Annotated in this window: 26 protein-coding genes; 16 read left to right on the forward strand and 10 right to left on the reverse strand. The window is 71.6% G+C overall.

The genetic code is table 11. The features are described from left to right. Positions 1-122: 122 nt before the first annotated feature. Positions 123-2,549 carry a serine/threonine-protein kinase gene (locus AB0D04_RS16305; RefSeq protein ID WP_362703329.1) on the forward strand — a complete coding sequence of 809 codons (2,427 nt, stop codon included), beginning with the start codon at positions 123-125 and terminating at the stop codon, positions 2,547-2,549. 168 nt (positions 2,550-2,717) lie between these two features. Here AB0D04_RS16305 and AB0D04_RS16310 read toward each other — a convergent pair whose 3' ends face one another. Both AB0D04_RS16310 and AB0D04_RS16315 read right to left on the reverse strand, forming a co-directional pair. Further along, on the reverse strand, positions 2,718-3,005 hold the full coding sequence (locus AB0D04_RS16310) for a hypothetical protein (RefSeq protein WP_362703330.1): 288 nt from the start codon (positions 3,003-3,005) through the stop codon (positions 2,718-2,720). Beyond that, positions 3,002-3,211: a hypothetical protein gene (locus AB0D04_RS16315; protein ID WP_362703331.1), complete on the reverse strand. Its 210-nt coding sequence runs from the start codon at positions 3,209-3,211 to the stop codon at positions 3,002-3,004. Before AB0D04_RS16315 ends, AB0D04_RS16310 begins: the two co-directional genes overlap by 4 nt. 178 nt (positions 3,212-3,389) lie before the next feature. On the opposite strand from AB0D04_RS16315, the gene AB0D04_RS16320 reads away from it, so the two are divergent. The 7 genes from AB0D04_RS16320 (at position 3,390) to AB0D04_RS16350 (ending at position 7,014) form a co-directional block, all read left to right on the forward strand. Continuing rightward, on the forward strand, positions 3,390-4,232 hold the full coding sequence (locus AB0D04_RS16320) for a helix-turn-helix transcriptional regulator (protein ID WP_362703333.1): 843 nt from the start codon (positions 3,390-3,392) through the stop codon (positions 4,230-4,232). Then, entirely contained in the window at positions 4,214-4,426 is a 213-nt protein-coding gene (locus AB0D04_RS16325) for a DUF397 domain-containing protein (protein ID WP_362703334.1), read from the forward strand. The genes AB0D04_RS16320 and AB0D04_RS16325 overlap by 19 nt, the downstream gene beginning before the upstream one ends. A 164-nt stretch (positions 4,427-4,590) precedes the next feature. Continuing rightward, positions 4,591-4,782, forward strand: coding sequence for a hypothetical protein (locus tag AB0D04_RS16330; RefSeq protein WP_362703427.1), 192 nt, complete (start codon positions 4,591-4,593; stop codon positions 4,780-4,782). Then, a complete protein-coding gene (locus AB0D04_RS16335) occupies positions 4,766-5,290 on the forward strand; it encodes a DUF6879 family protein (RefSeq protein WP_362703335.1) in 525 nt (174 codons plus the stop codon). The genes AB0D04_RS16330 and AB0D04_RS16335 overlap by 17 nt, the downstream gene beginning before the upstream one ends. Beyond that, the gene (locus AB0D04_RS16340) at positions 5,287-6,117 is read left to right on the forward strand and encodes a helix-turn-helix transcriptional regulator (RefSeq protein ID WP_362703336.1); all 831 of its coding nucleotides are present in this window, start codon (positions 5,287-5,289) and stop codon (positions 6,115-6,117) included. Before AB0D04_RS16335 ends, AB0D04_RS16340 begins: the two co-directional genes overlap by 4 nt. 80 nt (positions 6,118-6,197) lie before the next feature. Then, positions 6,198-6,431, forward strand: coding sequence for a DUF397 domain-containing protein (locus AB0D04_RS16345; protein ID WP_362703429.1), 234 nt, complete (start codon positions 6,198-6,200; stop codon positions 6,429-6,431). A gap of 100 nt (positions 6,432-6,531) precedes the next feature. Continuing rightward, positions 6,532-7,014: a hypothetical protein gene (locus AB0D04_RS16350; RefSeq protein WP_362703338.1), complete on the forward strand. Its 483-nt coding sequence runs from the start codon at positions 6,532-6,534 to the stop codon at positions 7,012-7,014. A 99-nt stretch (positions 7,015-7,113) separates the two neighbouring features. Here AB0D04_RS16350 and ilvD read toward each other — a convergent pair whose 3' ends face one another. From ilvD to AB0D04_RS16370, 4 genes are all read right to left on the reverse strand, one after another. Beyond that, on the reverse strand, positions 7,114-8,964 hold the full coding sequence (ilvD, locus tag AB0D04_RS16355) for a dihydroxy-acid dehydratase (RefSeq protein WP_362703340.1): 1,851 nt from the start codon (positions 8,962-8,964) through the stop codon (positions 7,114-7,116). A 189-nt stretch (positions 8,965-9,153) separates the two neighbouring features. Beyond that, on the reverse strand, positions 9,154-9,789 hold the full coding sequence (locus AB0D04_RS16360) for a TetR family transcriptional regulator (protein WP_362703341.1): 636 nt from the start codon (positions 9,787-9,789) through the stop codon (positions 9,154-9,156). Positions 9,790-9,811: 22 nt separating this feature from the next. Further along, positions 9,812-10,636, reverse strand: a complete 825-nt coding sequence (locus AB0D04_RS16365; RefSeq protein WP_362703342.1) for a sugar phosphate isomerase/epimerase — start codon at positions 10,634-10,636, stop codon at positions 9,812-9,814. A gap of 56 nt (positions 10,637-10,692) precedes the next feature. Continuing rightward, on the reverse strand, positions 10,693-11,631 hold the full coding sequence (locus AB0D04_RS16370; protein ID WP_362703344.1) for a Ppx/GppA phosphatase family protein: 939 nt from the start codon (positions 11,629-11,631) through the stop codon (positions 10,693-10,695). Between the two features lie 57 nt (positions 11,632-11,688). Here AB0D04_RS16370 and AB0D04_RS16375 point away from each other — a divergent pair, with 57 nt between their 5' ends. Both AB0D04_RS16375 and AB0D04_RS16380 read left to right on the forward strand, forming a co-directional pair. Further along, positions 11,689-12,537, forward strand: coding sequence for a hypothetical protein (locus AB0D04_RS16375; protein WP_362703345.1), 849 nt, complete (start codon positions 11,689-11,691; stop codon positions 12,535-12,537). 209 nt (positions 12,538-12,746) lie between these two features. After that, positions 12,747-13,397, forward strand: a complete 651-nt coding sequence (locus AB0D04_RS16380; RefSeq protein ID WP_362703346.1) for a GNAT family N-acetyltransferase — start codon at positions 12,747-12,749, stop codon at positions 13,395-13,397. Positions 13,398-13,595: 198 nt separating this feature from the next. Here the strand turns inward: AB0D04_RS16380 and AB0D04_RS16385 are convergent, their stop codons facing one another. Continuing rightward, complete coding sequence (locus tag AB0D04_RS16385) at positions 13,596-15,308, reverse strand: sigma-70 family RNA polymerase sigma factor (RefSeq protein WP_362703348.1); 1,713 nt, start codon at positions 15,306-15,308, stop codon at positions 13,596-13,598. Positions 15,309-15,492: 184 nt separating this feature from the next. Between AB0D04_RS16385 and radA the strand changes: the two genes are divergently transcribed. Beyond that, entirely contained in the window at positions 15,493-16,905 is a 1,413-nt protein-coding gene (radA, locus tag AB0D04_RS16390) for a DNA repair protein RadA (protein WP_362703349.1), read from the forward strand. A gap of 132 nt (positions 16,906-17,037) precedes the next feature. Continuing rightward, complete coding sequence (gene disA / locus AB0D04_RS16395; RefSeq protein ID WP_362703350.1) at positions 17,038-18,159, forward strand: DNA integrity scanning diadenylate cyclase DisA; 1,122 nt, start codon at positions 17,038-17,040, stop codon at positions 18,157-18,159. A gap of 39 nt (positions 18,160-18,198) precedes the next feature. On the opposite strand, the gene AB0D04_RS16400 is transcribed toward disA, so the two are convergent. The 3 genes from AB0D04_RS16400 to AB0D04_RS16410 form a co-directional block, all read right to left on the reverse strand. Continuing rightward, positions 18,199-19,194, reverse strand: coding sequence for an NAD-dependent epimerase/dehydratase family protein (locus tag AB0D04_RS16400; protein ID WP_362703351.1), 996 nt, complete (start codon positions 19,192-19,194; stop codon positions 18,199-18,201). A gap of 102 nt (positions 19,195-19,296) precedes the next feature. Next, complete coding sequence (locus tag AB0D04_RS16405) at positions 19,297-20,100, reverse strand: hypothetical protein (protein ID WP_362703353.1); 804 nt, start codon at positions 20,098-20,100, stop codon at positions 19,297-19,299. Positions 20,101-20,255: 155 nt separating this feature from the next. Then, positions 20,256-20,738, reverse strand: coding sequence for a pyridoxamine 5'-phosphate oxidase family protein (locus AB0D04_RS16410; RefSeq protein WP_362703355.1), 483 nt, complete (start codon positions 20,736-20,738; stop codon positions 20,256-20,258). Between the two features lie 194 nt (positions 20,739-20,932). Between AB0D04_RS16410 and AB0D04_RS16415 the strand changes: the two genes are divergently transcribed. The 4 genes from AB0D04_RS16415 (at position 20,933) to cseB (ending at position 24,278) form a co-directional block, all read left to right on the forward strand. Then, a complete protein-coding gene (locus AB0D04_RS16415) occupies positions 20,933-21,889 on the forward strand; it encodes an A/G-specific adenine glycosylase (protein ID WP_362703357.1) in 957 nt (318 codons plus the stop codon). Positions 21,890-22,190: 301 nt separating this feature from the next. Next, a complete protein-coding gene (locus AB0D04_RS16420; protein ID WP_362703358.1) occupies positions 22,191-22,742 on the forward strand; it encodes a SigE family RNA polymerase sigma factor in 552 nt (183 codons plus the stop codon). 162 nt (positions 22,743-22,904) lie between these two features. After that, positions 22,905-23,564: a hypothetical protein gene (locus tag AB0D04_RS16425; RefSeq protein ID WP_362703359.1), complete on the forward strand. Its 660-nt coding sequence runs from the start codon at positions 22,905-22,907 to the stop codon at positions 23,562-23,564. Between the two features lie 9 nt (positions 23,565-23,573). Continuing rightward, positions 23,574-24,278: a two-component system response regulator CseB gene (gene cseB, locus AB0D04_RS16430; RefSeq protein ID WP_362703360.1), complete on the forward strand. Its 705-nt coding sequence runs from the start codon at positions 23,574-23,576 to the stop codon at positions 24,276-24,278. Positions 24,279-24,286: the final 8 nt, after the last annotated feature.

Below are 24,286 nucleotides of genomic sequence, written 5' to 3' on the forward strand. Positions count from 1 at the left end.
GCATTTTCGGACGTGCAACGGGCACGCTAGCAAGCCTCGTTCATCTCGCACGTGGCATCGACTAGGCTCCGCGCGTCGCACCTGCGACCGAATTGCACACGGCAGGACACGGGGGTGGAGCGATGCCGCCGCTGCGTGATTCCGGGGCCGGCCCGGAAGCGGAGCGTCCGGAATACGCCGGTCACTATCGCCTGGAGGCACGGCTGGGCTCCGGCGGTATGGGCGTGGTGCATTTGGCGCGCTCGTCCTCGGGGCTGCTGCTCGCGGTCAAGGTCATTCACGCGGAGTTCGCCCAGGACCCGGAGTTCAGGGGGCGGTTCCGACAGGAGGTGGCGGCCGCCCGCCGGGTCAGCGGGGCCTTTACCGCGCCGGTCGTGGACGCCGATCCGGACGCCGAACGGCCCTGGATGGCGACCCTCCACATTCCTGGCCCGACCCTTTCCGACCATGTGAAACGGAAGGGGCCGATGGCACCCGACGAGGTGCGCCGACTGGCCTGTGGCCTCGCCGAGGCGCTGCGCGACATCCATCGCGCCGGGGTCGTGCACCGCGATCTGAAGCCGGGAAATGTTCTGCTGGCCGCCGACGGCCCGAAAGTCATCGATTTCGGTATCTCGCGTCCGTCGGACAGCGAAATGCGCACCGAGACCGGCAAGTTGATCGGCACTCCCCCTTTCATGGCGCCCGAGCAGTTCCAGCGGCCACGCGAGGTGGGCCCGGCGGCGGATGTGTTCGCACTGGGGTCGGTGCTGGTCCATGCGGCGACCGGGAGCGGCCCGTTCGACTCGGAGAGCCCGTACCTGGTGGCGTATCAGGTGGTGCACGACGAGGCGGATCTGACCGGCGTACCGGATGAGCTGGCGCCGCTGATCGAGAGCTGCCTGGCGAAGGATCCGGCCGACCGGCCGACGCCGGACCTGCTGATGCGGCTGCTGCACAGCGAGCTGGACCCCGAGCTCCATGCCGGTCTGCCCACGGAGCTGCACGACCGGCTGCTCGCGCCGGCCCCGGCTCCGGACGCGCGGATACCGGCCCAACGGCAGCCGGTCCGCGCCGAGTCCGCCCCGTCGCGGGCCGAGGCCACCCATGTCCGGGCCGGTTCGGTGCTCCGCAGCGGGGTCGGTACGGACGCGGAGACGGATACGGGGGCGGACGCGGGGTCGGCTGCGGAATCGGCTGCGGGGGCGACCGCACGGGGCGGCGTCCACACGGATTCCCCCGCTTCCCGTCCGGGCTCCCCCACCTCCCGTGCGGATTCCCGTACGGGCACCGCCGCAGGCGACGCCGCGCCCTCCGCAGGCGCCCCGGCCACCCGCCCGGCCCGCCGCCACTGGCCCCTCTGGGCCGCCGTGGCACTGCTCCTCGCCGGTGCCGGCGGCTTCATGGGCGTACGCGCGCTGATGCCCGGCGCCGCGGACCACGACCCCGCGCTACAGACCCATCCGCCCAGCGAGCCCCGCACCGCCTTCCACCCCTGGCGGACCACGCTCCTCAAGCGCCCGGCCGGCCACCGCGCCGAGATCCCGTTCTGCACGGCCGGCTCCGGCGCCGTCTTCTGCACCCAGCCCGGGGTGCGGGCCGCCCGCCTGGACGCGGACACCGGGCGCGTGGTGTGGCGGAGCACCGGCGGACCCGCCACGGCGCGGGCGCCCAGGCCGCCGGTCCTGTCGGGCGGACTGCTGTATGTCTTCTCCCCCGACAGCAAGCGGGTGACGGCGCTCGACCCGTCGGTCAAGGGGAAGGGCGCCGTCCGCTGGAGCCAGGACCTGACCCGGTACGAGGGCGGGGCCCGCGTCGTCGGCGACCGCGTCCTGCTCGCCGACGGGGACGGCACGGTGACCGCGCTGGACAGCGCGACCCACCGGCAGCGCTGGCACAAACGCTTCGCCGGCCACCAGCAGGCCTTGTTCACCGCCTTCGGCGACGCCCGTACCGCCCGTACCGCCTACGCCGCCGACAACGCCGTCGACAGCTCCCACACCCAGGTCACCGCGATCGACCCGGAGGACGGTTCGGTCCACTGGGCGCGGCGGCTGCCCGGCTCCCTCACCCTGGCGGGCACCGGCTCCTCCGGCACGCTCTACTTCATCGCCGTCGACCCGCAGTCCCCCTTCATCACCACCGCCGTCGTCAGCTACGACCCGCACACCAAACGCACCCGGCGCATCCCCCTCACCGCCCCGCTCGAGGGCACCGTGGCGGCCGTGGTGCGCGGCGAGACGGTGTACCTCCTGGCCGAGGGCGGCTCACTGCGGGCCGTCGGCGAACGGGCCTGGGACGTGGAGACCTCGGTCAGCCGGGTCTCGGCGCCCGTGGTCAGCGGCAACCGCCTGTACTTCACCGCGGGCGACGGACGGCTGCTGGCCCTCGACACCCGCAACGGCTCCCTGCTCGGGCAGACCCCGCCACAGCTGGCCGCCGACCGCCACAACGGCTTCCTGTCGTCCCTGCCCGCCCCGGTGGTGGATGCCCGCGGCGGCCAGATCTACGCGACGGCGCCCAACGGGACGGTTTTCGGGACGGCGACCAAGGACCCGGCCGACTGGTGACGGCCGGACCGTAGAGCGGCATGGCAACAGCAGGCGCACGCCTCGCGCCGGAATCCTGGCACCGTGGTGGCAGCTTCCGGGGTGCCCTTGTCACACTTCGCGTGTGTGCCGATGTGGCACGCCGGGGAGATGTACGGGCTGATGTCCGCGGGCCGTCGGCCGGCCGTCTCAGGCCGCCGCCAGGTCGTACGTATCAACGTCGGTGCCGATGCCCGTGTCGGTATCCGTATCCGTGAGTACGTAGGGGCGTACGGAATTCCGCGTGTCCAGCAAAGGCCTGTTCTCGGCCGCGTCGCGGGCGTAGGGGCTCTTGTGACGCGGGAGGCGGCTGCGGTGGTGCCCCAGGGGCGGGGCGGGGGCCGGCTGCGGGGTGGCGGTGGCACGGTGCCTGCCGCCTGCGGGGAGAAGCAGCGCAAGGAGTCGCCGTCCGAGGCGCGGTACGAGGCGCGCAGTCACCGGTCCACCGCCCTCTTCAGCACGCCGATGAGCTGGTACGTCGTCTCCAGGTTGCACCGCCCCAACTCGACCAGCACGCGGGGCCGTTCGTAGCTGTACGACACCGGGTCCAGCCCCAGCGACGGCAGCACGATGCCCGCCCGCGCGAGCGCCGCCGCCAACTCGTCGCATGCCGCTGCCGCTTCTGCCAACTTCTCTGCCGTCATGGTGCCGTTCCTGTCTGCCGTCTGCCGTTTCCGTATGTGAAGCACCGGCACGCAACTACGCTGCGTGGTCCGGGCGTTACGAGAATGCACCAGGAGAAGGGCGCAAATGCCCCTTGCGGGCCCGTAGTTCCACGCCCCGGACCGCAAATTCCACACCTTCCACGGAGGAGGAGCGCCCATGCCGCAGAGGAGAACGGTCACGGGTCGGAGCCAGGAGCCGCGCCGACGGCTTGCGGAAGAGCTGCGCTTACTGCGCGTGCAGCGAGGGGAGAGCCTGCGGCAGCTCGGCAAGGCGCTGGGCTGGGACTCGTCCCTTTTCGGGAAGATGGAGAAGGGGCAGACGATCGGGGGCCCGGAGGTCGCCGAGGCACTTGACCAGCACTACGGGACGCCTGGACTGCTGCTGGCGCTCTGGGAGTTGGCGGCCGCGGATCACACCCAGTTCAAGGAGCGGTACCGCCGCTACATGTACCTGGAGCGTGAAGCGGTGAACCTCTGGCATTACGGGGTCAGCACCCTGCATGGGCTGCTGCAGACGCCGGGCTACGCACGCGAGCTGCTCTCGGCTGGAGGCCTCAGCGGCGACGCACTAACGCGGCAGGTGGATGCTCGCACAGGACGCTGCGAGGTGCTGCACGCAGACAATGCGCCGCAGTTCCGCACCATCCTGTCCGAGACTGTGCTGCGCACGCCGCTGGCCGACGCCAACGAGTGGCGGAGTCAGCTTGAACACCTCGTGGCCATGGGGGAGCGGCCGAACATCACCGTTCAGGTGGTGCGCTATAGCGTCGGACTCCACGCCCTGTCGAACACCGACACCATGTTCCTGCGGCTCCCGGGCGGCCGCACCGCGACATGGGTGGAGACCGGATATTCGGGCGAACTCGTCGAGGAATCGGCTTCCGTCGAACGGCTGCAACACGCGTACGATGCGGTTCGCGACCTGGCGTTGAGCCCGGCCGACTCACGGAAGTTCATTGTTCAGATGTTGGAGGAAGTGCCGTGCGAACCATCGACCTGAGCACCGCCACCTGGCGCAAGTCCAGCTACAGCAACCAAGACGGCGGCGCCTGCATCGAGGTCGCCGACGACTTCCCCACTGTCGTCCCCGTCCGCGACAGCAAGAACCCCCACGGCCCCGCGCTCCTCTTCGAGCCGGCCGCCTGGTCGTCGTTCGTCACCGCCGTGAAGGGCGGGGCGCTGCCCGGCGTCTGACGCACCAAGCCCCAAATAGACCGGCCCCCGTCACTGACGCGACGGGGGCCGCTGCCTGGTTTCCCGTTCCGTCAACCATGATCCCTTGACCCCTGAGCCACGGCCTCGGGAGCATCGAGTACAACGCCGCGAACCAGCGGCACGGCAGAGGGGAACCGGTGACCATGAAGGTGACCAAGCTGGTCAGTACGTGCGACAAGAAGGATTGCCCGACGCTGTACGCGACGGACCGCGACACCCTCCTGGTACAGGGGGAAACCCCGACCAACCACGGCTTACGGATTCCCGCTCACGAAACCCTCGTGGAGATCCCGATCGACCTCATTCGGAAGGCCATCCGTGACCAGCTCATCTAAGACCCTCGGAGACCTCTTCGACACGTTCGAGCAAGAGGCGTTCCGGCTGGAATCCCTGGACGACTACAGCAACTCCGGGAATGTCGACGCCTATCGGACGTTCCTGTCCGGGCAACCGCAACCACAGGACTACAACTCCCGCTGGGTGGCTGAGCTTCGGTCGCATACGAGCCAGGGAAAGCGCATTCATCGCGTACACATCGTGACCCGCCCGCTGACGGACTATCTCAGGTTCGAACTCGGGTGGGGGTATCAGAAGAACATGACCGGCGGGGAAGAGTTCTTCATCCTCGACGTCACCGAACAACCCAACCCGCTGGCGGGCGTCCCCGATTTCTGGCTTTTCGATGCAGAGAGCGCCGCCGTCATGCGCTACGACGATCACGGCGCATTTCTCGGGGCTGATGTGCTGCCGCCCGGCCGCGCGGCAGAGTTCGTCGGCCACCGGGACGAAGCGCTCGCCCGTGCGGTGCCGTTCACTGATTGGTGGGCCAAGCACGGCGAATGAACAGAGCACAGCTCGGGGCCGCGCTGCGGGCACTGCGCATGGCATCCAAAAAGGAGGCCAAAGCAGTGGCCCGCAGCGCACTCATGTCGCCGTCCAAGCTTTCCAAGATCGAGAATGCAAAGCTGTCGCCGAGCCCGACCGACGTCGAACGCATCCTGAGCGCAATCGGCGTATCCGACGAGGTCAAAGCGGAGTACACGAACGCGGCACGCGCCGCCGCGACCGAGGTGACCGCCTGGCGGCTGCTGCAGCGGGCCGGCCTCCACAAAGGTCAGCAGGCCACCAAGGCGCTCGAAGCGCAGATGACGACGCTTCGGCTCTTTCAGTCCGCCCTGGTTCCCGGACTGCTCCAGACACCGGAATACGTCAAGGCCGTTCTGCAGCGTCACGACCTGAGCGAGGATTCTCTGGCGCGCACCATCGCCGGGAGGATCGACCGTCAAGCCGTCCTCTACGACGGCACCAAGTCATTGCACTTCATCATCACGGAACCGGTTCTCCGGTGGCGGATCGTCTCGCCGCAGATGATGGCCGCTCAGCTTGACCGGATCGTCTCCATTTCCCGGCTGTCCCACGTGGACATACGAGTCGTCCCCCTCGAAGTGCGGCAAAACGATGTAGCGAACCACTCTTTCGTCATCCGGGATGACCGCATGGTTACGGTCGAAACGGTTCACGCAGAAGTGACCGTGACCGACCCGCGGGACGTCGACCTCTACGTTCGAAAGTTTCAGGGTTTCGAGCAGATGGCCCTGTCCGGCGATGGAATGCGCGACATGGTCGAACGCATCAGGGACGGATTCTTGCGGGAACAGGAAACACGCTAGGCCGTGCGCTGACCGCTGCCGAAGATATATCCGTGCCGACAGACGGTCGGCACGCGGCAGACGATCAGGAAGGCACACCGATGCACAACGGAACCGACCTGTACGCACTCACCATCGATGGCGCCGTATTCACCACAGCATGCGGAGGCAACACCCACCCGGACGGGGAATCCTGCGTGACCCTCGCGCGCATCGGCCCGGACGCCTGGGCAGTTGGCGACAGCAAGCGACCGGGTAGCGAGCCCCTCCGATTCACCACGGCTGAACTGGACGCGGCGGGTCTCAACCCAGCGCGGTTCGGGCTCTCGGCCTGACGCTGCCCCTCAGCTCCAGCCGGTCTCGGCCCTTCCCCGGGGGGGGGCCGAGACCGGCTTGGTCCCAACAACCCCATCTGAGCCGAACGGGACGACGACTGTGCACCACCATGGGTATCTGTGGACGGGCCCGAAACAGCGCTTCGACGAAGAGGGCCTACGGCGGCCTCCGCATCCCGAGCCGCCCCCGGCAGCAGGGCCTGACGACGGGGAGCGCTACCGGCTGCACGATCGGTACCGGGACGTTGTAGCGGAATTCCCGCATACCAACCTTCCCCCCATCGAGACAGCTCACTGGCTGATGAAGCCCGTGACCTCCGTCCTGGGGACATGGGAAGGGGCGCGAGAGGCAGCAGCCTGGCTCGGGGAGCAACTGGCGCAGTACGCCCCTCGCTTCGATTCCGGCGCTCACCGAGGCACAGCCCATCTGGCCACACTCGGCAGCTCTGCCGCAGAGCGACTCGGATGGGGTGGTGACGTGTCTCTGGGCTTCTACCTCGAACGCCCTTCGTTCCTGTCGCTGGCCTTGGTGACGTGCTCTCCGAACCGTTCCCTTCCCGAACTGCGCTGTCCCATCGGGTAGCCGAAACACAAAGGACCCCGCCCGCCGGTAAATCCAGCGGACGGGGCCCGTACGGCTCCCGCGCGACTGCGTCGGCTCAGCCGAGCTTGCTCACAACGCTCAGCCGAGGTTGCTCACATCGCGCACCGCGCCCTTGTCCGCGCTGGTTGCCATCGCCGCGTACGCCCGCAGGGCCGCCGAGACCTTGCGCTGGCGGGACTTGGGGGCGTAGACGCCGCCCAGGGCCTCGCGGCGGGCCGCCAACTCCTCGTCGCTGACGAGGAGTTCGATCGTTCGGTGGGGGATGTCGATACGGATCCGGTCGCCGTCCTCGACGAGCGCGATGGTGCCGCCGGAGGCCGCCTCGGGCGAGGCGTGGCCGATGGAGAGGCCGGAGGTGCCGCCGGAGAAGCGGCCGTCGGTGACCAGCGCGCAGGCCTTGCCGAGGCCGCGGCCCTTGAGGAAGGACGTCGGGTAGAGCATCTCCTGCATGCCGGGGCCGCCCTTGGGGCCCTCGTAGCGGATGACGACGACGTCGCCTTCCTTGATCTGCTTGGTGAGGATCTTGTCGACGGCCTCTTCCTGCGATTCGCAGACCACGGCCGGGCCCTCGAAGGTCCAGATGGACTCGTCGACGCCGGCGGTCTTCACGACGCAGCCGTCCTCGGCGATGTTGCCCTTGAGGACCGCCAGGCCGCCGTCCTTGGAGTAGGCGTGCTCGACGGAGCGGATGCAGCCGCCCTCGGCGTCCACGTCGAGGGACTCCCAGCGCTCGGACTGGGAGAAGGCCGTGGCGGAGCGCTTGCAGCCGGGGGCCGCGTGCCACAGTTCGAGCGCCTCGGCGGAGGGGGAACCGCCGCGCACGTCCCAGGTCTTGAGGTGCTCCGCGAGCGAGGCGGAGTGGACGGAGTGCACGTCCTCGTTGAGCAGTCCGCCGCGGTAGAGCTCGCCGAGGATGGCGGGGATGCCGCCGGCGCGGTGCACGTCCTCCATGTAGTACGTGCCGCCGGGGGCGACGTTCGGCGCGACCTTGGCCAGGCACGGGACGCGCCGGGAGACCTCGTTGATGTCCTTGAGGTCGTAGTCCAGCTCGGCCTCCTGGGCGGCGGCGAGCAGGTGGAGGATGGTGTTGGTGGAGCCGCCCATGGCGATGTCGAGGGCCATGGCGTTCTCGAAGGAGGCGCGGGTGGCGATGTTGCGCGGCAGGACGGACTCGTCGTCGTCCTCGTAGTAGCGCTTGGTGATCTCCACGACCGTACGGCCGGCGTTCTCGTACAGGGCGCGGCGGGCGGTGTGGGTGGCGAGCACCGAGCCGTTGCCGGGCAGGGAGAGACCGATGGCCTCCGTCAGGCAGTTCATCGAGTTGGCGGTGAACATGCCCGAACACGAGCCGCAGGTGGGGCACGCGTTTTCCTCGATGCGGAGGACGTCCTCGTCGGAGACGTTGTCGTTGACGGCGTCGACGATGGCGTTGATCAGGTCCAGCTTGCGGACCGTGCCGTCCACGAGGGTGGCCTGGCCGGCCTCCATGGGGCCGCCGGAGACGAAGACCGCCGGGATGTTCAGGCGCATGGCGGCCATCAGCATGCCCGGGGTGATCTTGTCGCAGTTGGAGATGCAGATCAGCGCGTCGGCGCAGTGCGCCTCGACCATGTACTCCACCGAGTCCGCGATCAGGTCGCGGGAGGGCAGGGAGTACAGCATGCCGCCGTGGCCCATGGCGATGCCGTCGTCGACGGCGATGGTGTTGAACTCACGGGGGACGGCACCCGCGGCCAGGATGGCGTCGGAGACGATCCGGCCGACCGGGGCGAGGTGGGTGTGTCCGGGCACGAACTCGGTGAACGAGTTGGCGACCGCGATGATCGGCTTACCGATGTCCGAGCCCGCTACACCCGAGGCCCGCATAAGGGCGCGGGCGCCCGCCATGTTGCGGCCATGGGTAACGGTCCGGGACCTCAGCTCGGGCACGATGGTCACTCCCTCGGGATACGTACTACGGACGGCAACGGCGCCATACAGCAGCTGATCCCGAGGTTACGCTCTTGATCCAAGATCCGGACACTGACTCCGGTATGTGAGATGCCTGACCGCAGTACGGACACCGCCGGAGCGGCCGCCCGGCCGTACCGCCGGCCCCTGGACTGCGGACCTACTCGTCTAGGGCTGGGTCAGATACCGCTGAAGCGTCGGCGTCACCATCGCGACGATCTCCTCCAGGTCCGCGGACGCCATCGGCTCCATCTTGATGACGTAACGGAGCATGGCAATGCCGATCAGATGGCTTGCGGCCAGCTGCGCCCGGAACTCCGGGTCGGGGACGTGCAGTTCGCCCGCCACCCGCTGGAGGAGACGGCGCTCGACCAGGCCGCGCAGCACGGTCGCCGCGGTCTCGTTGGTCAGCGCCGAGCGCATGATCGCCAGCAGCGGCGGCCGGCTGACCGGGTTCTCCCAGATGCTGAACATGAAGCGGGCCATCCGCTCGCCCGCGCCGGCCTCGCCGCCGCCCGCGATCGCGTCCGGGATGGTCAGCGCGGGGGCGAAGGACAGCTCGATGGCCGCCGCGAAAACCTGCTCCTTGGTGCCGAAGTAGTGGTGCACCAGCGCGGCATCCACCTCGGCCGCCTTGGCGATGCCGCGTACCGACGTCTTGTCGTAGCCGCGCTCGGCGAATTCCGTACGGGCCGCCGCCAGGATCCGCTCGCGGGCGCCGGGTCCCTCGGCCGCCTCGGCGCGGGCAGGGCGGCCCCGGCGGCGGGCGGGCTTCACGGGCTCCTCCGAGGGTGCCCCGCTCATGCCGATACCTCGCTGCGCCCGCTCACGACCCCGGCACCCAGGTGGGCGAGGCCAGATGCAGCCGGGTGAAGGCCAGTGCCTCGGCGAGGTCGGCCTCGCGCTCGGCGGCGGACATCGCGCGGCGGGTGTTGACCTCGACGACCACATGCCCGGCGAAGCCGGTGGCCGCCAGCCGCTCCAGCACCTCGGCGCAGGGCTGACTGCCGCGCCCCGGCACCAGGTGCTCGTCCTTGGCGGAGCCGTTGCCGTCGGCGAGGTGGACATGCGCCAGCCGGTCGCCCATCCGCTCCACCATCTTCACCGCGTCATTGCGCGCCGTGGCGGTGTGCGAGAGATCGACGGTGAAGTGCCGGTAGTCGTCGTTGGTGGGGTCCCAGTCCGGGGCGTACGCCAGCATCTCGCGGTCCCGGTAGCGCCACGGGTACATGTTCTCGACGGCGAACTTCACCTCCGTCTCGTTCTCCATCCGCCACACGCCGCGCACGAACTCCCGGGCGTAACTGCGCTGCCACCGGAAGGGCGGATGCACGACCACCGTCGAGGCGCCCAGCTTCTCCGCGGCGTTACGGGCCCGCTGGAGCTTGACCCACGGATCGGTGGACCACACCCGCTGCGTGATCAGCAGACACGGCGCGTGGATGGCCAGCACCGGCACCCCGTGGTAGTCCGACAGCCGGCGCAGCGCCTCGATGTCCTGGCTGACCGGGTCGGTCCACACCATGACCTCGACGCCGTCGTAGCCCAGGCGCGCGGCGATCTCGAAGGCCGTCGCCGTCGACTCCGGATACACCGAGGCCGTGGACAGGGCGACCTTCGCATCGGGGATGCGCACCACTGGCTCTGTCACGAGGGACAGCGTACGGGCCAAGGCTGTGCCCCGGGCACGAGGTCCGGGCCGCCGCGTTACTCCGTCGCCGGAGCCGGCAGATGGTCCAGCCGCCGCAGGATGACGCCCTCGCGCAGCGCCCACGGACAGATGCCCAGCGTCTCGACCCCGAACAGGTCCATCGCCGCCTCCGCGACCAGTGCCCCGGCCAGCAGCTGCCGCGAGCGGCCCTCGGACACGCCGGGCAGCGCGGCCCGCTCCGCCGCCGCCATCCCGGCCAGCCGCGGCACCCACTCCTCCAGATTCTTGCGGGTCAGCTCCCGCTGGACGTACAGGCCCTCGGCCGAGCGCGCGGCGCCCGCGATCCGGGCCAGCTGCTTGAAGGTCTTGGAGGTGCCGACGACGTGGTCGGGCGTTCCGTAGCGGGTGAATTCGCTCACTACGCGGGCGATCTCGGCCCGTACGCGGCGGCGCAGCGCCCGTACGGCCTCCGTGTCCGGCGGGTCGCCGGGCAGATCGCGGTTGGTCAGCCGGCCCGCGCCGAGCGGCAGGGAGACCGCCACATCCGGCTCCTCGTCGAGCCCGTACGCGATCTCCAGCGAGCCGCCGCCGATGTCCAGTACGAGCAGCCGCCCCGAGGACCAGCCCAGCCAGCGGCGGGCGGCGAGAAAAGTCAGCCGCGCCTCGTCCTGGCCCGAGAGCACCCGCAGCTCCACGCCGGTCTCCGCGGCGACCCGGCGCAGCACGTCCTCGCTGTTGGTGGCCTCGCGGACCGCGGAGGTGGCGAACGGCAGCACGTCCTCGACGCCCTTGTCCTCGGCCACCTGGAGCGCTTCCAGGACGGTGGCCACCAGCCGCTCCACCCCGTGGTCGCTTATGGCTCCGTCGTCGAGGAGTTCGGCAAGGCGCAGCTCCGCCTTGTGCGAGTAGGCGGGCAGCGGGCGTGCGCCGGGGTGTGCGTCCACCACCAGGAGATGGACTGTATTCGAACCCACATCGAGGACACCGAGTCTCATGAGGGGAAACCTACTGCCGCGGCAGGTATCTCTTGCGGCCCGCCTTAGGCTGGAGTCGTGGCAAAGACGAAAAAGGCGAAGAAGACGAAGCACACCAAGCAGGAAAAAGCGGTGGCCGCCGGGGCGTCGCCCGACGAGGTGGGCCTCGACTTCGCCCGTGCCTGGGTCACGTTCCCCGACCCGGCCGACGACGAGCAGGTCTTCCGCTGCGACCTGACCTGGCTGACCTCGCGCTGGTCCTGCATCTTCGGCAGCGGCTGCCAGGGCATCCAGGCGGGCCGGGCCGACGACGGCTGCTGCACGCTCGGCGCGCACTTCTCGGACGAGGAGGACGAGGAGCGGGTGGCCAAGCATGTGGCACGTCTCACGCCCGACCTGTGGCAGTTCCACGACGTCGGCACGCAGACCGGCTGGACCGAGGAGGACGAGGACGGCGAGCGGCAGACCCGCCGCTGGCAGGGCTCGTGCATCTTCCAGAACCGCCCCGGCTTCGCGGCCGGCGCGGGCTGCTCGCTGCACATCCTCGCGCTGCGCGAGGGCCGCGAACCGCTGGAGACCAAGCCCGACGTCTGCTGGCAGCTGCCGGTGCGGCGCACCTACGACTGGATCGAGCGGCCCGACGACACCCGGATCCTCCAGGTGACGATCGGCGAGTACGACCGGCGCGGCTGGGGTCCGGGCGGCCATGACCTGCACTGGTGGTGCACCTCGGCGACCTCGGCGCACGGCGCGGGCGAGCCGGTCTATGTCACGTACAAGCCGGAGCTGACCGAGCTGATGGGCAAGAAGGGCTACGCCAAGCTCGCCGAGCTGTGCGAGGAGCGGCTGGCGGCGACGCTGCCGATGGCGCCGCATCCGGCGGATCCGAAGCCGGCGGGGGCGAAGGCTTCGGAGGCGAAGAAGTAGGTCGGGGCGGGGGCCCTGGGCCCCCGCCGGAGTGCTGCACGCCTGGCCGTGACGACCGCCGCCCGCTGGGCCGCGATCGCGATAAAGGAGATGCCTCACCCCGGCACCCCGCCGTAATGCGCCCTCCCGGAAGTTGCCTATTACTTCGGGAGGGCACGATGGGGTCGATGGGGTCGATGAGCTTGACGGGTTCGACGGGTTCGACGGGCTTGACGGACTCGATCGGCTTGATGGTTCCGGAACTGGTCAGCACCTGGGTGTCCGGCTGGGCCGTGTCACGCGGCACACCGCCGCCGCTGGAGAAGCCCTGGGGCTTCTCCAGCGAGGTGGGCGATCCGGACCACGGGCGCCATGTACTGCCCGCCGCCACAGAGGCCTCGGTACGCCGGGCCGCCGCGTCCGTGAACGTGCCGCACACCTGGCTCAAGGTCCCCATGGAACCGGATGAGGTCGCGGGCTGGCTCCCCGAGGGCTGGGTCGTGGACAAGGAGGAGACGGGCCATCTGATGGCCGTGGAGCTGAGGCCTACGGACCCGGCGCCACCCGAGGGCTACACCGCGTCCGTGGAGACCCGGGACGGTGTCACCTACGTCCAGGTGCGCGACGCAGCAGGCGGACCCGCCGCCACGGGGCAGATGGCCGTCCTCGGACAGGCCACCGTCGTGGGCCGCGTGGTGACCGAGGAAGCCCACCGCCGCCGCGGCCTGGGGGACTTCGTGATGCGCACCCTCGCCGACCACGCCGCGGCCGAGGGCGCGAGCCTCGGCATCCTGGGCGCGACCGACGACGGACGCGCGCTGTACGAGACGCTGGGCTGGAGGAGGCACACGTCGCTGGCGGCGTGCGTCTGCCGGGCCTAGGGGTGCGTGTACCTGGCCTGGGGGCTCGGGGTGGGGGGGCTCGGGGCGGGGGCCCTAAGGGGCGGGGGCCCTAAGGGGCGGGGGAACAGATCACCTAGGGGGTGTGAGCGCCCCCTGCGGGGCCACAACGTGACCGGGCCGGGCGGTATTCCAGGAGTTCCCGAGGTCCCGAGGTCCCGAGGTCCCGAGGTCCCGAGGTCAGCGGGCGGGGTTTGCCGTGGTGGACGGCTGCGGAGTCGGGGACGTGCTGGGCGGCGAGTCCGTCGGCTGCGGCGTCGGGGTCGGGTCCGTGGGCGTCGGGGTCGGTGCCGGCGGGGTCGGGGTCGGCTTCGGTGGGGTCGGCGTCGGGTCCGTGGGTGAGGGGGCGCTCGGGTCGGGGTCCGGCTCGGTCACGCCGTGGCCCTCCATCGTGACGGCGGTGCCGCCGGGCTCGATCGCGATACGGGTGCGCCAGTGGCCCTCGGGCTCCCGGTCGTGATCGACATAGACCGTGATCGTCGTGGACTCCCCCGGCCGCAGCACCCCGGCCGTATGGCTCATCTGGATCCAGGGCGCACCGGCCGACGCCGTCCAGCGCACCGGGGCCCCGCCGGACGCGCTGAGCGTGATGACCGTCGTCCCGCCGCTCGGCTGCGCCGTGACGGTCAGCCGCCCGGGCCCGGTCCGGTCCCGGGCGGGCCCGGGCAGCCGCAGCGGGGTGCCGTCCGCGCCGATCACCTGGGCCGACACATCGGACGTCGCGCCGGGCGAGAAGGCCGGGCCGGGGGTTGTTTGGGCGTTGCCGGCGTTCTCGTAGCGGCGGCCGTTGAGCCGGCCGCCGTCGCTCTCGGGCTCATTGGCCGTCACCGCGGGGGTGCCGTCCGTCGTCTCCTCGGTCGGCGGGGCCTGGCGGTACGCGGCCCATACGGCGAACACCGGCGCGGCCAGCACGGTCGCGACGACGGTGGTGGTCAGCGCCCGGTTGCGCAGCCGTCGGCGGCGGGCCGCCCGGTCGGTGGGGCCTACGGGGAATCCGCTGCGGTCATAGCGAGGAGAACCGTTTGCCCCAGGCACCCGGCCCGCGCGCCCGCCGCCCGCCGCCACGCCCGCGCCCGCCACGCCCTCCGCACGCCCCGACCGCGACCGCCGGGCCGCCGCCATCGCGGCCGACACCGCCTCCCGCGGCGCGGCGACCAGCGGCAGCGAGCCCGCCGCCGCGGGCGCGGTTCCCGGCCACGGCCCGGTGGCGGTGGCCCGTTCCGCGGTCCGCCGGCACTCGGCGCAGTCGTCCACATGCCGCACCAGCTCCCGGCGCAGCGCCGCGCCCAGCAGCATCTGGGAATCGCCCGCCACCTGCGCGACCTCGGGACATCGGCCACGTTCGACGACGGCCAGCGCGGCCCGGGTCCGCTCGACCTCGCAGCAGGCGGCGGCCAGCAGCACACGGGTGGCGGCCGGTTCGGCGCCGAGCACCGCCGCGACCTCGCCCGACGGGAGGTGGTGGCGTACCGAGAGCTCCAGCACCTCGCGCTGCTCGGGGGTGGTCCCGGCCGCCTCCGGCCAGGCCAGCGCGGCCAGTTCGCGCTGCCGCGCCTCGGCGTCGGCGGCGGTTTCGGCGTCGGCGTCGCCGCTGCGTTCCGCGAGGCGGCGCAGGCAGGCCCAGCGGGCCAGGGCGTAGAGCCAGGGGCGGTAGAGGTCCGGGGCGGACGGGCGCCGGCCGTGGTGCCGCTCGGCCAGCGCCAGCGTCTCGCCGAGCACCGCGGTGGCCGCGTCGTGCTCGCACAGGACGGACAGGCAGTAGGTGAACAGCCCGTCCAGATAGGCGTCGTAGCGAATCTGGCGGTCCTGGCGACCGGACCGTTCCCGCGGCTGCGCGCCGCGCGACCGGTGTGCGCCGGTGGTGTGCGTGGGGTGCTCAGGCCTGCTGCTCATCACCCGGCGACGGTAGGCGGATGATGCAGCCGCTCTCGCTCCCCTTCGACACTTTTAACCCGTACGGGTGACCATCTCCCTCAAAAGGGGACACCAGCCCGGATTCCCGGCCGCACGCCCCACCCGGTCGGCGCAACGGCCGACGGCGGCAGGCGTTGTCGGTGCCCGCCGATACGGTGACCCCATGGCAACCCGTAAAACGTCGGCCAAGGAGCGCCCCTCCTACCGTTGCACCGAGTGCGGCTGGACCACCGCGAAGTGGCTCGGCCGCTGCCCCGAGTGCCAGGCATGGGGCACGGTCGAGGAACACGGCGGCGCCCCCGCGGTGCGCACCACCGCGCCCGGCCGGGTCACCACCGCCGCGGTGCCCATCGCCCAGGTCGACGGCAGGCAGGCCGCCGCCCGCACGACGCACGTGCCCGAGCTGGACCGCGTCCTCGGTGGCGGGCTGGTCCCCGGCGCGGTCGTCCTCCTGGCGGGCGAGCCGGGCGTCGGCAAGTCCACCCTCCTCCTGGACGTCGCCGCCAAGGCCGCCTCCGACGAGCACCGCACGCTCTATGTCACGGGAGAGGAGTCCGCGAGCCAGGTGCGGATGCGCGCCGACCGCATCGGCGCGCTCGACGACCACCTCTATCTGGCCGCCGAGACGGACCTCTCCGCCGTCCTCGGCCACCTGGACGCCATCAAGCCGTCCCTCCTCGTCCTCGACTCCGTCCAGACCGTCGCCTCCCCGGAGATCGAGGGCGCGCCTGGCGGTATGGCCCAGGTCCGCGAGGTCGCCGGCGCCCTGATCCGGGCGTCCAAGGAACGCGGGATGTCCACCCTCCTCGTCGGCCATGTCACCAAGGACGGCACCATCGCCGGGCCCCGCCTCCTCGAGCACCTCGTCGATGTCGTCCTCCACTTCGAGGGCGACCGCCACGCCCGCCTCCGCCTGGTCCGCGGCGTCAAGAACCGCTACGGCACGACGGACGAGGTCGGCTGCTTCGAGCTGCACGACGAGGGCATCACGGGCCTCGCCGACCCCTCCGGCCTCTTCCTCACCCGCCGCGACGAGCCGGTGCCCGGCACCTGCCTGACCGTGACGCTGGAGGGCCGCCGCCCCCTGGTCGCCGAGGTCCAGGCGCTGACCGTCGACTCCCAGATCCCGTCCCCCCGCCGTACGACCTCCGGCCTCGAAACCTCCCGGGTCTCGATGATGCTCGCCGTCCTGGAACAGCGCGGCCGGATCAGCGCCCTGGGCAAGCGGGACATCTACAGCGCGACGGTCGGCGGCGTGCGGCTCACCGAACCCGCCGCCGACCTCGCCGTGGCCCTCGCGCTCGCCAGCGCCGCCAGCGACACTCCCCTGCCCAAGAACCTGGTCGCCATCGGCGAGGTGGGCCTCGCGGGCGAGGTCAGACGGGTCACGGGAGTCCAGCGCCGCCTCTCGGAAGCCGCCCGGCTCGGCTTCACCCACGCCCTGGTCCCCTCCGACCCCGGCAAGATCCCCGACGGAATGCGGGTCCTCGAGGTCGCCGACGTCGGACAGGCGCTGAGTGTGCTGCCCAAGCGGGTACGCCGGGAGGCCCCACGAGAGGAGGATGTGCGCCGGTAGACTTTGCCCTGGTCTCGCCCGTCACCGCAGTCGTGTTGCCGACCGGGACCCCGGCGTACTCTCGCTGAGTACGTCATCGCAGCATGGGCCGGGCGGCCTGCGGACCGATTGACCTTGCGACGGAGGAGTGCAGTGGCAGCCAACGACCGGGCATCGGCTTCCGGCAGGTCCGGGAGCTCCGGCACCGATCGCCTGATGCGCGCCTCGCTGAGCGCCGTCGCGCCCGGCATGGCCCTGCGCGACGGCCTGGAGCGCATCCTGCGCGGCAATACGGGCGGCCTGATCGTCCTCGGCTTCGACAAGACCGTCGAGTCCATGTGCACCGGCGGCTTCGTCCTCGACGTCGAATTCACCGCCACCCGCCTGCGGGAACTGTGCAAGCTCGACGGCGCCCTCGTCCTCGACAAGGACATCACCAAGATCCTGCGGGCCGGCGTCCAGCTCGTCCCCGACGCCTCCATCCCCACGGAGGAGACCGGCACCCGCCACCGCACGGCCCAGCGCGTCTCCATCCAGGCGGGCTTCCCGGTCGTCTCGGTCAGCCAGTCGATGCGCCTGATCGCCCTGTATGTGGACGGCGAGCGCCGTGTCCTCGAGGAGTCCGCCGCGATCCTCTCCCGTGCCAACCAGGCCCTGGCCACTCTGGAGCGCTACAAGCTCCGCCTGGACGAGGTCGCCGGCACCCTCTCCGCCCTGGAGATCGAGGACCTGGTGACGGTACGGGACGTCACCGCCGTCGCCCAGCGCCTCGAAATGGTCCGCCGGATCGCCACCGAGATCGCCGAGTACGTCGTCGAGCTGGGCACCGACGGCCGCCTCCTCTCCCTCCAGCTCGACGAGCTGATCGCCGGCGTCGAGCCCGAACGCGAGCTGGTCGTCCGGGACTACGTCCCCGAGCCCACCGCCAAGCGCTCCCGCACGGTCGCCGAGGCGCTCGCCGAGCTGGACGCCCTCACCCACACCGAACTCCTCGAACTCCCCGCCGTCGCCCGCGCGTTGGGCTACAGCGGCGCCCCCGAAACCCTCGACGCCGCCGTCTCCCCCCGCGGCTTCCGCCTCCTGGCCAAGGTCCCCCGCCTCCCCGGCACGGTCATCGACCGCCTCGTCGACCACTTCGGCGGCCTCCAGAAACTCCTCGCCGCCAGCGTCGACGACCTCCAGGCCGTCGACGGCGTCGGCGAGGCCCGCGCCCGCTCGGTCCGCGAGGGCCTGTCGCGGCTGGCGGAGTCGTCGATCCTGGAGCGGTACGTCTGAGGGGTGCCTACCGCCGGCCCCCTCTTCACGGCACCGCCCCTAGCGGAGCGCCGCCGCCTCCTTCTCCGCCGGCAGCCCGATCGCCGGGCGGTCCGGACGCAGTGGCGCCTCCCCGCCGATGCGGCGCAGCCAGGCCCATGTGTCGGCCACGGTTTCGCTGACAGGGCGACAGCGCAGCCCGGCCGCCAGGACCTTGGACACATCGGAGCCGTAGAGCGCGTCCCGTACCTCGCCGGGCGGCAGCCAGACGGGGAGCTCGGTCCAGGGGGCGATGCCGGCGGCGAGGACGTCCTCCGGAGGCGTCCAGCGGAGTGCGGCGTCCGCCCCGGTGGCCGCCGCGCAGCTCTCCAGCAGCTCGCCCATCGTGGCGTGTCCCAGCTCGCTGACCAGGTTGTACGGGCCGTCGAGGCCGTCCCGTACGGCATCGAGCGTCCACTCGGCGAGGTCGCGGGCGTCGATGTACTGGAGGGGCAGGTCGCGCGGGCCGGGGGCGAGGACGGGGCCGCCGCGGGCGATGCGGCTCAACCACCAGGTCAGGCGGCCGATGTTCTCGTAGGGGCCGAGGATCAGGCCCGCGCGGACCAGCAGCGCCCGGTCCCCGAAGGCGTCGAGCGCGGCCAGTTCGCCGCCCCGCTTGTCCGTCGCGTAGGTGTCGGCATCGGGGGCGTCAGGGGCGTCGAGAGGGGCCGCCACCACCGGGGACCGCTCGGTGAGCCGGCCCGTGGGCGGGAACGCGTACACCGAACAGCTGGAGATGTACGCATACCTCCCGGCCCGCCCCGCCAGCAGCCGCGCCGCATCCCGTACGGCCGACGGCGCGCCGCTCCAGGTGTCGACGACAGCGTCCCACTCGCCCTCCTCCAGCGCCGCGAGCCCCGCCGGGGCGCCGCCGCGGTCGCCCTGCAGGGCCGTCACACCCTCCGGCGCCGCATGCCGACCACGGTGGAACACGGTCACCTGCCAACCGCGGGCCGTCGCCGCCTCGGCAACCGCGCGCCCCACGAACTCCGTCCCGCCCAGAATCAACAGCTTCATGACAGTGACTGTGCCGCACCGGCCCGGCCCGGGTTGGCCTGCTCGCTCTGAGCGGAATGACGTTCGAAGGAGGGAAGTTGGGGAACGCCGCCCACCCCCGGCTCAGCCCTTGGCGAGCTCGAACTTCGCCTCCACCGGGTCCAGCCCCGGCACCTTCGCCTCGACGACGTACTTCCCGGCCGGCACCGCGGCCGCGCTCGGCGTCGCGCACTGCGGGGCGCTGGCCCGGCGGTCCCACTCGACGGTGCGTTCCACGGAGCCCTTGGCCGGCACCTTCAGCAGGGCCGGGCTGGTGCCCGCGGGGCAGTCGTTGGAGGCCCACACCCGGTCGTCGCCCGCGGAGTCCTTGATCGTCAGCACCGCGGCCTTACGGCCCAGATCGACCTTGCAGGCGGAGCCGGCGGAGTTCTTGACGGTCAGCTCGAACTGCGGCTTCTCACCCGGCTTGTAGGTGTGCTTGATGCTGCGCAGCGTCAACTCGGCCCCGTCGGTGGTGCAGTTGAGGAGCGGGGAGTCGACCGGCACGGGCCTGCCGCCCGAGCCCTGGCCGATGGGGCCGCCGCCGGAGCCGCCGGAGCCGCTCGCTCCGTTGTCGCCGTCGTCCGCCCCGGACGCGCCACCCGAGCCGCCCGAGCCCGACTCGCCGCCGGATCCGCCGCGCCCACCCGGCTTTTGACTGATCGCCGGCCCGCTGCCGGAGGGCCCCGGCGTGATGGACGTCGCGGGCCCCGGTCCGTGCGCCGTGCCCTTGCCGCCCTTGCCGCCGGTCTCCTCGGTGTCCCCGCCCATGCTGAGGACCCACACCACCACGAGGGCGAGCAGTGCGACGATGGCCAGCGCAACGGCCCTCCGCCGCCAGTAGATGGAGGAGGGAAGCGGCCCGATCGGATTGCGCAGTGATCCCACGCGGAAACTCTACGAGAGATCAGCGCACAGACCGGCCAGTACCCGCCGCATGACGCCGCAACTTTTCCCATCATCAGCCCGCAGACGGCCCGGAGGCGACCCGAAGACGGCCCGTCGGACAGCCGGTGTGGGGTGAAAAGGACCATGAAGACCGGCTACGGCGTCCCGGCCGGCCGCCACTCCTCCTTGTGTCCGAATCCCTGGGCGTTGTCGATCAGCCGCAGCCAGTCGGGCCGCAGTTCCCACAGCGTCGTCCGTTCCAGGGCGGGGCGCAGCCGCTCGCTCTCCAGGACGAAGGGGAAGCGGTCGGTGTAGACCCGCCAGCCGGCCGCCCGCTCGTCGTCCCCCAGCGGCCGGCAGCGGCCCCGTCCCTGAAGGCCCGTCAGCCCGTCCCACTGCTGACCGTCCTGCTGCGCCGTGAAGGCGACGCGCCCCTCACCGGGCCCGGCGAGGGCCCGCCCGTGCCGCGTACCGGTCGAGGTGACGAAGTAGAGGACGGGTCCCGCGGCCGCGTCGGCGTCCACGGCGTACAGCACCGCGGCCGCCTGCGGCCCGTCCTCGTCCGCGTACGCCAAGGTCATCGTCGTGTGCCCGGTCAGCGCCCGCCGGATCGACGGCGGACATGCACGTTCAGTCATCTGCGCATCCTCCCTCCCCGCACCCCTCCCTGCCCCCCTCTTCACCGCCCGCATTCCTCCCTCCCCGCTCGCTCGCGTACCGCCGGTAGCGGCCACCCGTACGTACCGGGCCGTCCCGCATGCGGGTGGGCGCGGGGCCGCGCGGGGCGGGGCGTTTCTTGGGCGGGCCCGGGCGTGCCAGGATCGGTGGTGCCATGACTTCGACGCCTGCGACAACCACTGCCATGACCGCCGCCGCCGAGACCGCCTCCGCCGCTTCGGCCGCGGAGGCCGCCGACGGGACCGGGCTGCACGGCCCGGTCACCGACTGGTTCGACGAGCACGCCCGCGATCTGCCCTGGCGCCGCCCCGAGGCGGGCGCCTGGGGCGTGATGGTCAGCGAGTTCATGCTGCAGCAGACGCCGGTCAGCCGCGTGCTGCCGGTGTACGAGCAGTGGCTGACCCGCTGGCCGCGCCCCGCCAACCTGGCCGCCGAGGCGCCGGGCGAGGCGGTGCGCGCCTGGGGCCGGCTCGGCTATCCGCGGCGCGCGCTGCGGCTGCACGCCGCCGCGTCCGCCATACAAGAGCGGCACGGCGGTGACGTACCGCACGAGCACGGCCAGCTGCTGGCGCTGCCCGGTGTCGGCGAGTACACCGCCGCGGCCGTGGCGTCCTTTGCGTACGGACAGCGGCACGCGGTGCTGGACACCAATGTGCGCCGGGTCTTCGCGCGCGCCGTCACCGGCCGCCAGTACCCGCCGAACGCCACCACGGCCGCCGAACGCAAGCTGGCCCGCGCCCTGCTGCCCGGGGACGAGCAGCTGGCGGCGCGCTGGGCCGCGGCCACGATGGAACTGGGCGCCCTGGTGTGCACGGCGCGCGGCCCCGAGTGCCACCGCTGCCCGATCGCGGCGCAGTGCGCCTGGCGGCTGGCCGGGTCCCCGGCGCACGAGGGACCGCCGCGGCGCACCCAGACATACGCCGGCACCGACCGCCAGGTGCGCGGCAAGCTGCTGGCCGTACTGCGCGAGGCGGTCGCGCCGGTGCCGCAGCAGGTGCTGGACGCGGTGTGGGACGAGCCGGTGCAGCGCGCCCGTGCGCTGGACGGGCTGGTCTCGGACGGACTGGTGGAACCGCTGGGCGGCGGCCGCTACCGGCTGCCGCACGCGTAACGCCCGACCGCGCGCACCCTTGACCCGCGTGGCCAAAAACGGCCCCAATCCGGCTTGATTGGGGCCGTCCGCCTTTAGAGGGGGCCCCTCATCCCCCGGGAGGATGACCCGCACCGCACCGCCCTCAGCCCAAGGTATGACCCCCGAGGGGCTGTTACACAACCGCAGGATTTCCGTGCATTCGCTGTGGGGGCGACGCACATTACGTCGCAACACCCCCTCCGTAGCGTCTTCCTCGTGCTGGAGATGACCGCCAGCGCATTCAACGGTGGGAACGCAAGCGGATCGGAGGCGTCGGGAAATGGCGACCAGCGGCGGCAAGGTACTGGACTTCGAAGAGTATGTGCGTACGCGGCAGGAGGCCCTGCTGCGCAGCGCCCGGCGACTGGTGCCGGACCCGGTCGACGCCCAGGATCTGCTCCAGACGGCCCTGGTCCGCACCTACGGCCGCTGGGACGGCATCGCGGACAAGTCGCTGGCCGACGCCTACCTCCGCCGCGTCATGATCAACACCCGTACGGAGTGGTGGCGCGCCCGCAAGCTGGAGGAGGTGCCCACCGAGCAGCTCCCCGACGCGAGCGTCGACGACGGCACCGAGCAGCGCGCCGACCGGGCCCTGCTCATGGACATCCTGGGAGTGCTCGCGCCCAAGCAGCGCAGCGTCGTGGTCCTGCGGCACTGGGAGCAGATGAGCACCGAGGAGACCGCCGCCGCGCTCGGCATGTCCACCGGTACCGTCAAGAGCACCCTGCACCGTGCGCTGGCCCGGCTGCGCCAGGAGCTGGAGTCGCGCGACATCGACGCCCGGATGCTGGAGCGCGACGACCGCGACCGGGAGCGCTGCGCGGCCTGACCCACGGCTCGGGCACCCTGGGGCAGGGCAGCCTTGCGGCACGCGCGGTACGTCTCACAGCTTCCCGCGCGACAATCAGCAGCACGGCACAATACGAACAGCGCCGGGACCGGCGGCTGTGCGAGCGGCACGGTGAGCAGGAGCGGATTGTCCAGGAACAGGTTGACCGGGGGGTTGACCAAAGGCGGCGCGGCCACGGCGGGGGTGGCCGCCGTCGGCCTTCTGCTGGCCGGATGCAGTCCCGGTGGTGACGGCGTACGGACCGAAGGGACCCCCAGCAGCACCCCCGGCCCCAAGGGCACACTGACCGCCTCCCCCGCCCCGAGATCGACCGCCAACCACAAGAAGGTCGACGTGGTCAAGCTGCTGAAGAGCAGCCCCGAGGTCGGCGCCGAGGTGAAGAAGTCGCTCGCCGAGCCGTGCTCGGAGGACGCGTACCCGGTCGACTGGAGCCATGCCTCCCTGACCGGCAGCACGTCCACGGACATCGTCGTCAACGTCATGGCCTGCGCGGATTCCGTAGGCATCGGCGCGTATGTCTTCCGTGAGCGGGGCGGCGCCGACGACGGATATGAAATCGTGTACCACAACGAGCAGCCGACGGTCTCGGCCGGGGCCGACGAAGGCGAGCTGGAGGTCTCCACGCAGACCTATGACGCCGACGACCAGGTGTGCTGCCCGTCGGGCGAGGATGTGCTGAGGTACCGCTGGTCCGGCCCCGGCCACGGCTTCACCCCGCACGGCCCCAAGCACCACACCGACTACAGCGAGACCACCGTCGACCGCACCAAGATCGACGACGGCACGGCAACGGAGGGTTGAGACAACCGCATGGCCGACACCCATGTGCTCTTCGTCGAGGACGACGATGTGATCCGCGAAGCCACCCAGCTCGCACTCGAGCGGGACGGCTTCGAGGTCACCGCCATGCCCGACGGGCTCGCGGGCCTGGAGGCATTCCGCGCCAACCGCCCCGACATCGCCCTGCTGGATGTGATGGTGCCGGGCCTGGACGGCGTCAGCCTGTGCCGCCGCATCCGCGACGAGTCCACCGTCCCCGTCATCATGCTCTCCGCGCGCGCCGACTCCATCGACGTGGTGCTCGGCCTGGAGGCCGGCGCCGACGACTACGTCACCAAGCCGTTCGACGGCGCGGTGCTGGTCGCCCGGATCCGCGCCGTACTGCGCCGCTTCGGCCACGCCAGCGGCCCGGACGGCAACGGCGCCGGCGCGGCGGACGAGCCCGTCGAGGCCGTACTGCGCTTCGGCGACCTCGAGGTCGACACCGAGGGCATGGAGGTCCGCAAGGCCGGCGAGAACGTCGCCCTCACCCCGACCGAGATGCGCCTGCTGCTGGAGTTCTCGCACGCGCCCGGTACGGTCCTCTCCCGCGACCGGCTGCTGGAGCGGGTCTGGGACTACGGCTGGGGCGGCGACACCCGCGTCGTGGACGTCCATGTCCAGCGGCTGCGCGGCAAGATCGGCCAGGACCGGATCGAGACGGTCCGCGGCTTCGGCTACAAGCTGAGAGGCTGACACCCGCG

Origin of the sequence: Streptomyces sp. NPDC048483 (assembly GCF_040651455.1) — a bacterium.
GTDB lineage: Bacteria > Actinomycetota > Actinomycetes > Streptomycetales > Streptomycetaceae > Streptomyces.

Excerpts from the sequence above, each read along its gene's own strand:
- AB0D04_RS16345 (WP_362703429.1), top strand. The coding sequence starts at position 6,198 with ATGCACAACGGAACCGACCTGTACGCACTCACCATCGATGGCGCCGTA.
- AB0D04_RS16330 (WP_362703427.1), top strand. The coding sequence starts at position 4,591 with ATGAAGGTGACCAAGCTGGTCAGTACGTGCGACAAGAAGGATTGCCCG.
- AB0D04_RS16415 (WP_362703357.1), top strand. The coding sequence starts at position 20,933 with ATGACTTCGACGCCTGCGACAACCACTGCCATGACCGCCGCCGCCGAG.
- cseB (WP_362703360.1), top strand. The coding sequence starts at position 23,574 with ATGGCCGACACCCATGTGCTCTTCGTCGAGGACGACGATGTGATCCGC.
- AB0D04_RS16320 (WP_362703333.1), top strand. The coding sequence starts at position 3,390 with ATGCCGCAGAGGAGAACGGTCACGGGTCGGAGCCAGGAGCCGCGCCGA.
- AB0D04_RS16400 (WP_362703351.1), bottom strand. The coding sequence starts at position 19,194 with ATGAAGCTGTTGATTCTGGGCGGGACGGAGTTCGTGGGGCGCGCGGTT.
- radA (WP_362703349.1), top strand. The coding sequence starts at position 15,493 with ATGGCAACCCGTAAAACGTCGGCCAAGGAGCGCCCCTCCTACCGTTGC.
- AB0D04_RS16360 (WP_362703341.1), bottom strand. The coding sequence starts at position 9,789 with ATGAGCGGGGCACCCTCGGAGGAGCCCGTGAAGCCCGCCCGCCGCCGG.
- AB0D04_RS16340 (WP_362703336.1), top strand. The coding sequence starts at position 5,287 with ATGAACAGAGCACAGCTCGGGGCCGCGCTGCGGGCACTGCGCATGGCA.
- AB0D04_RS16385 (WP_362703348.1), bottom strand. The coding sequence starts at position 15,308 with ATGAGCAGCAGGCCTGAGCACCCCACGCACACCACCGGCGCACACCGG.
- AB0D04_RS16410 (WP_362703355.1), bottom strand. The coding sequence starts at position 20,738 with ATGACTGAACGTGCATGTCCGCCGTCGATCCGGCGGGCGCTGACCGGG.
- AB0D04_RS16315 (WP_362703331.1), bottom strand. The coding sequence starts at position 3,211 with ATGACGGCAGAGAAGTTGGCAGAAGCGGCAGCGGCATGCGACGAGTTG.
- AB0D04_RS16370 (WP_362703344.1), bottom strand. The coding sequence starts at position 11,631 with ATGAGACTCGGTGTCCTCGATGTGGGTTCGAATACAGTCCATCTCCTG.
- AB0D04_RS16420 (WP_362703358.1), top strand. The coding sequence starts at position 22,191 with ATGGCGACCAGCGGCGGCAAGGTACTGGACTTCGAAGAGTATGTGCGT.
- AB0D04_RS16305 (WP_362703329.1), top strand. The coding sequence starts at position 123 with ATGCCGCCGCTGCGTGATTCCGGGGCCGGCCCGGAAGCGGAGCGTCCG.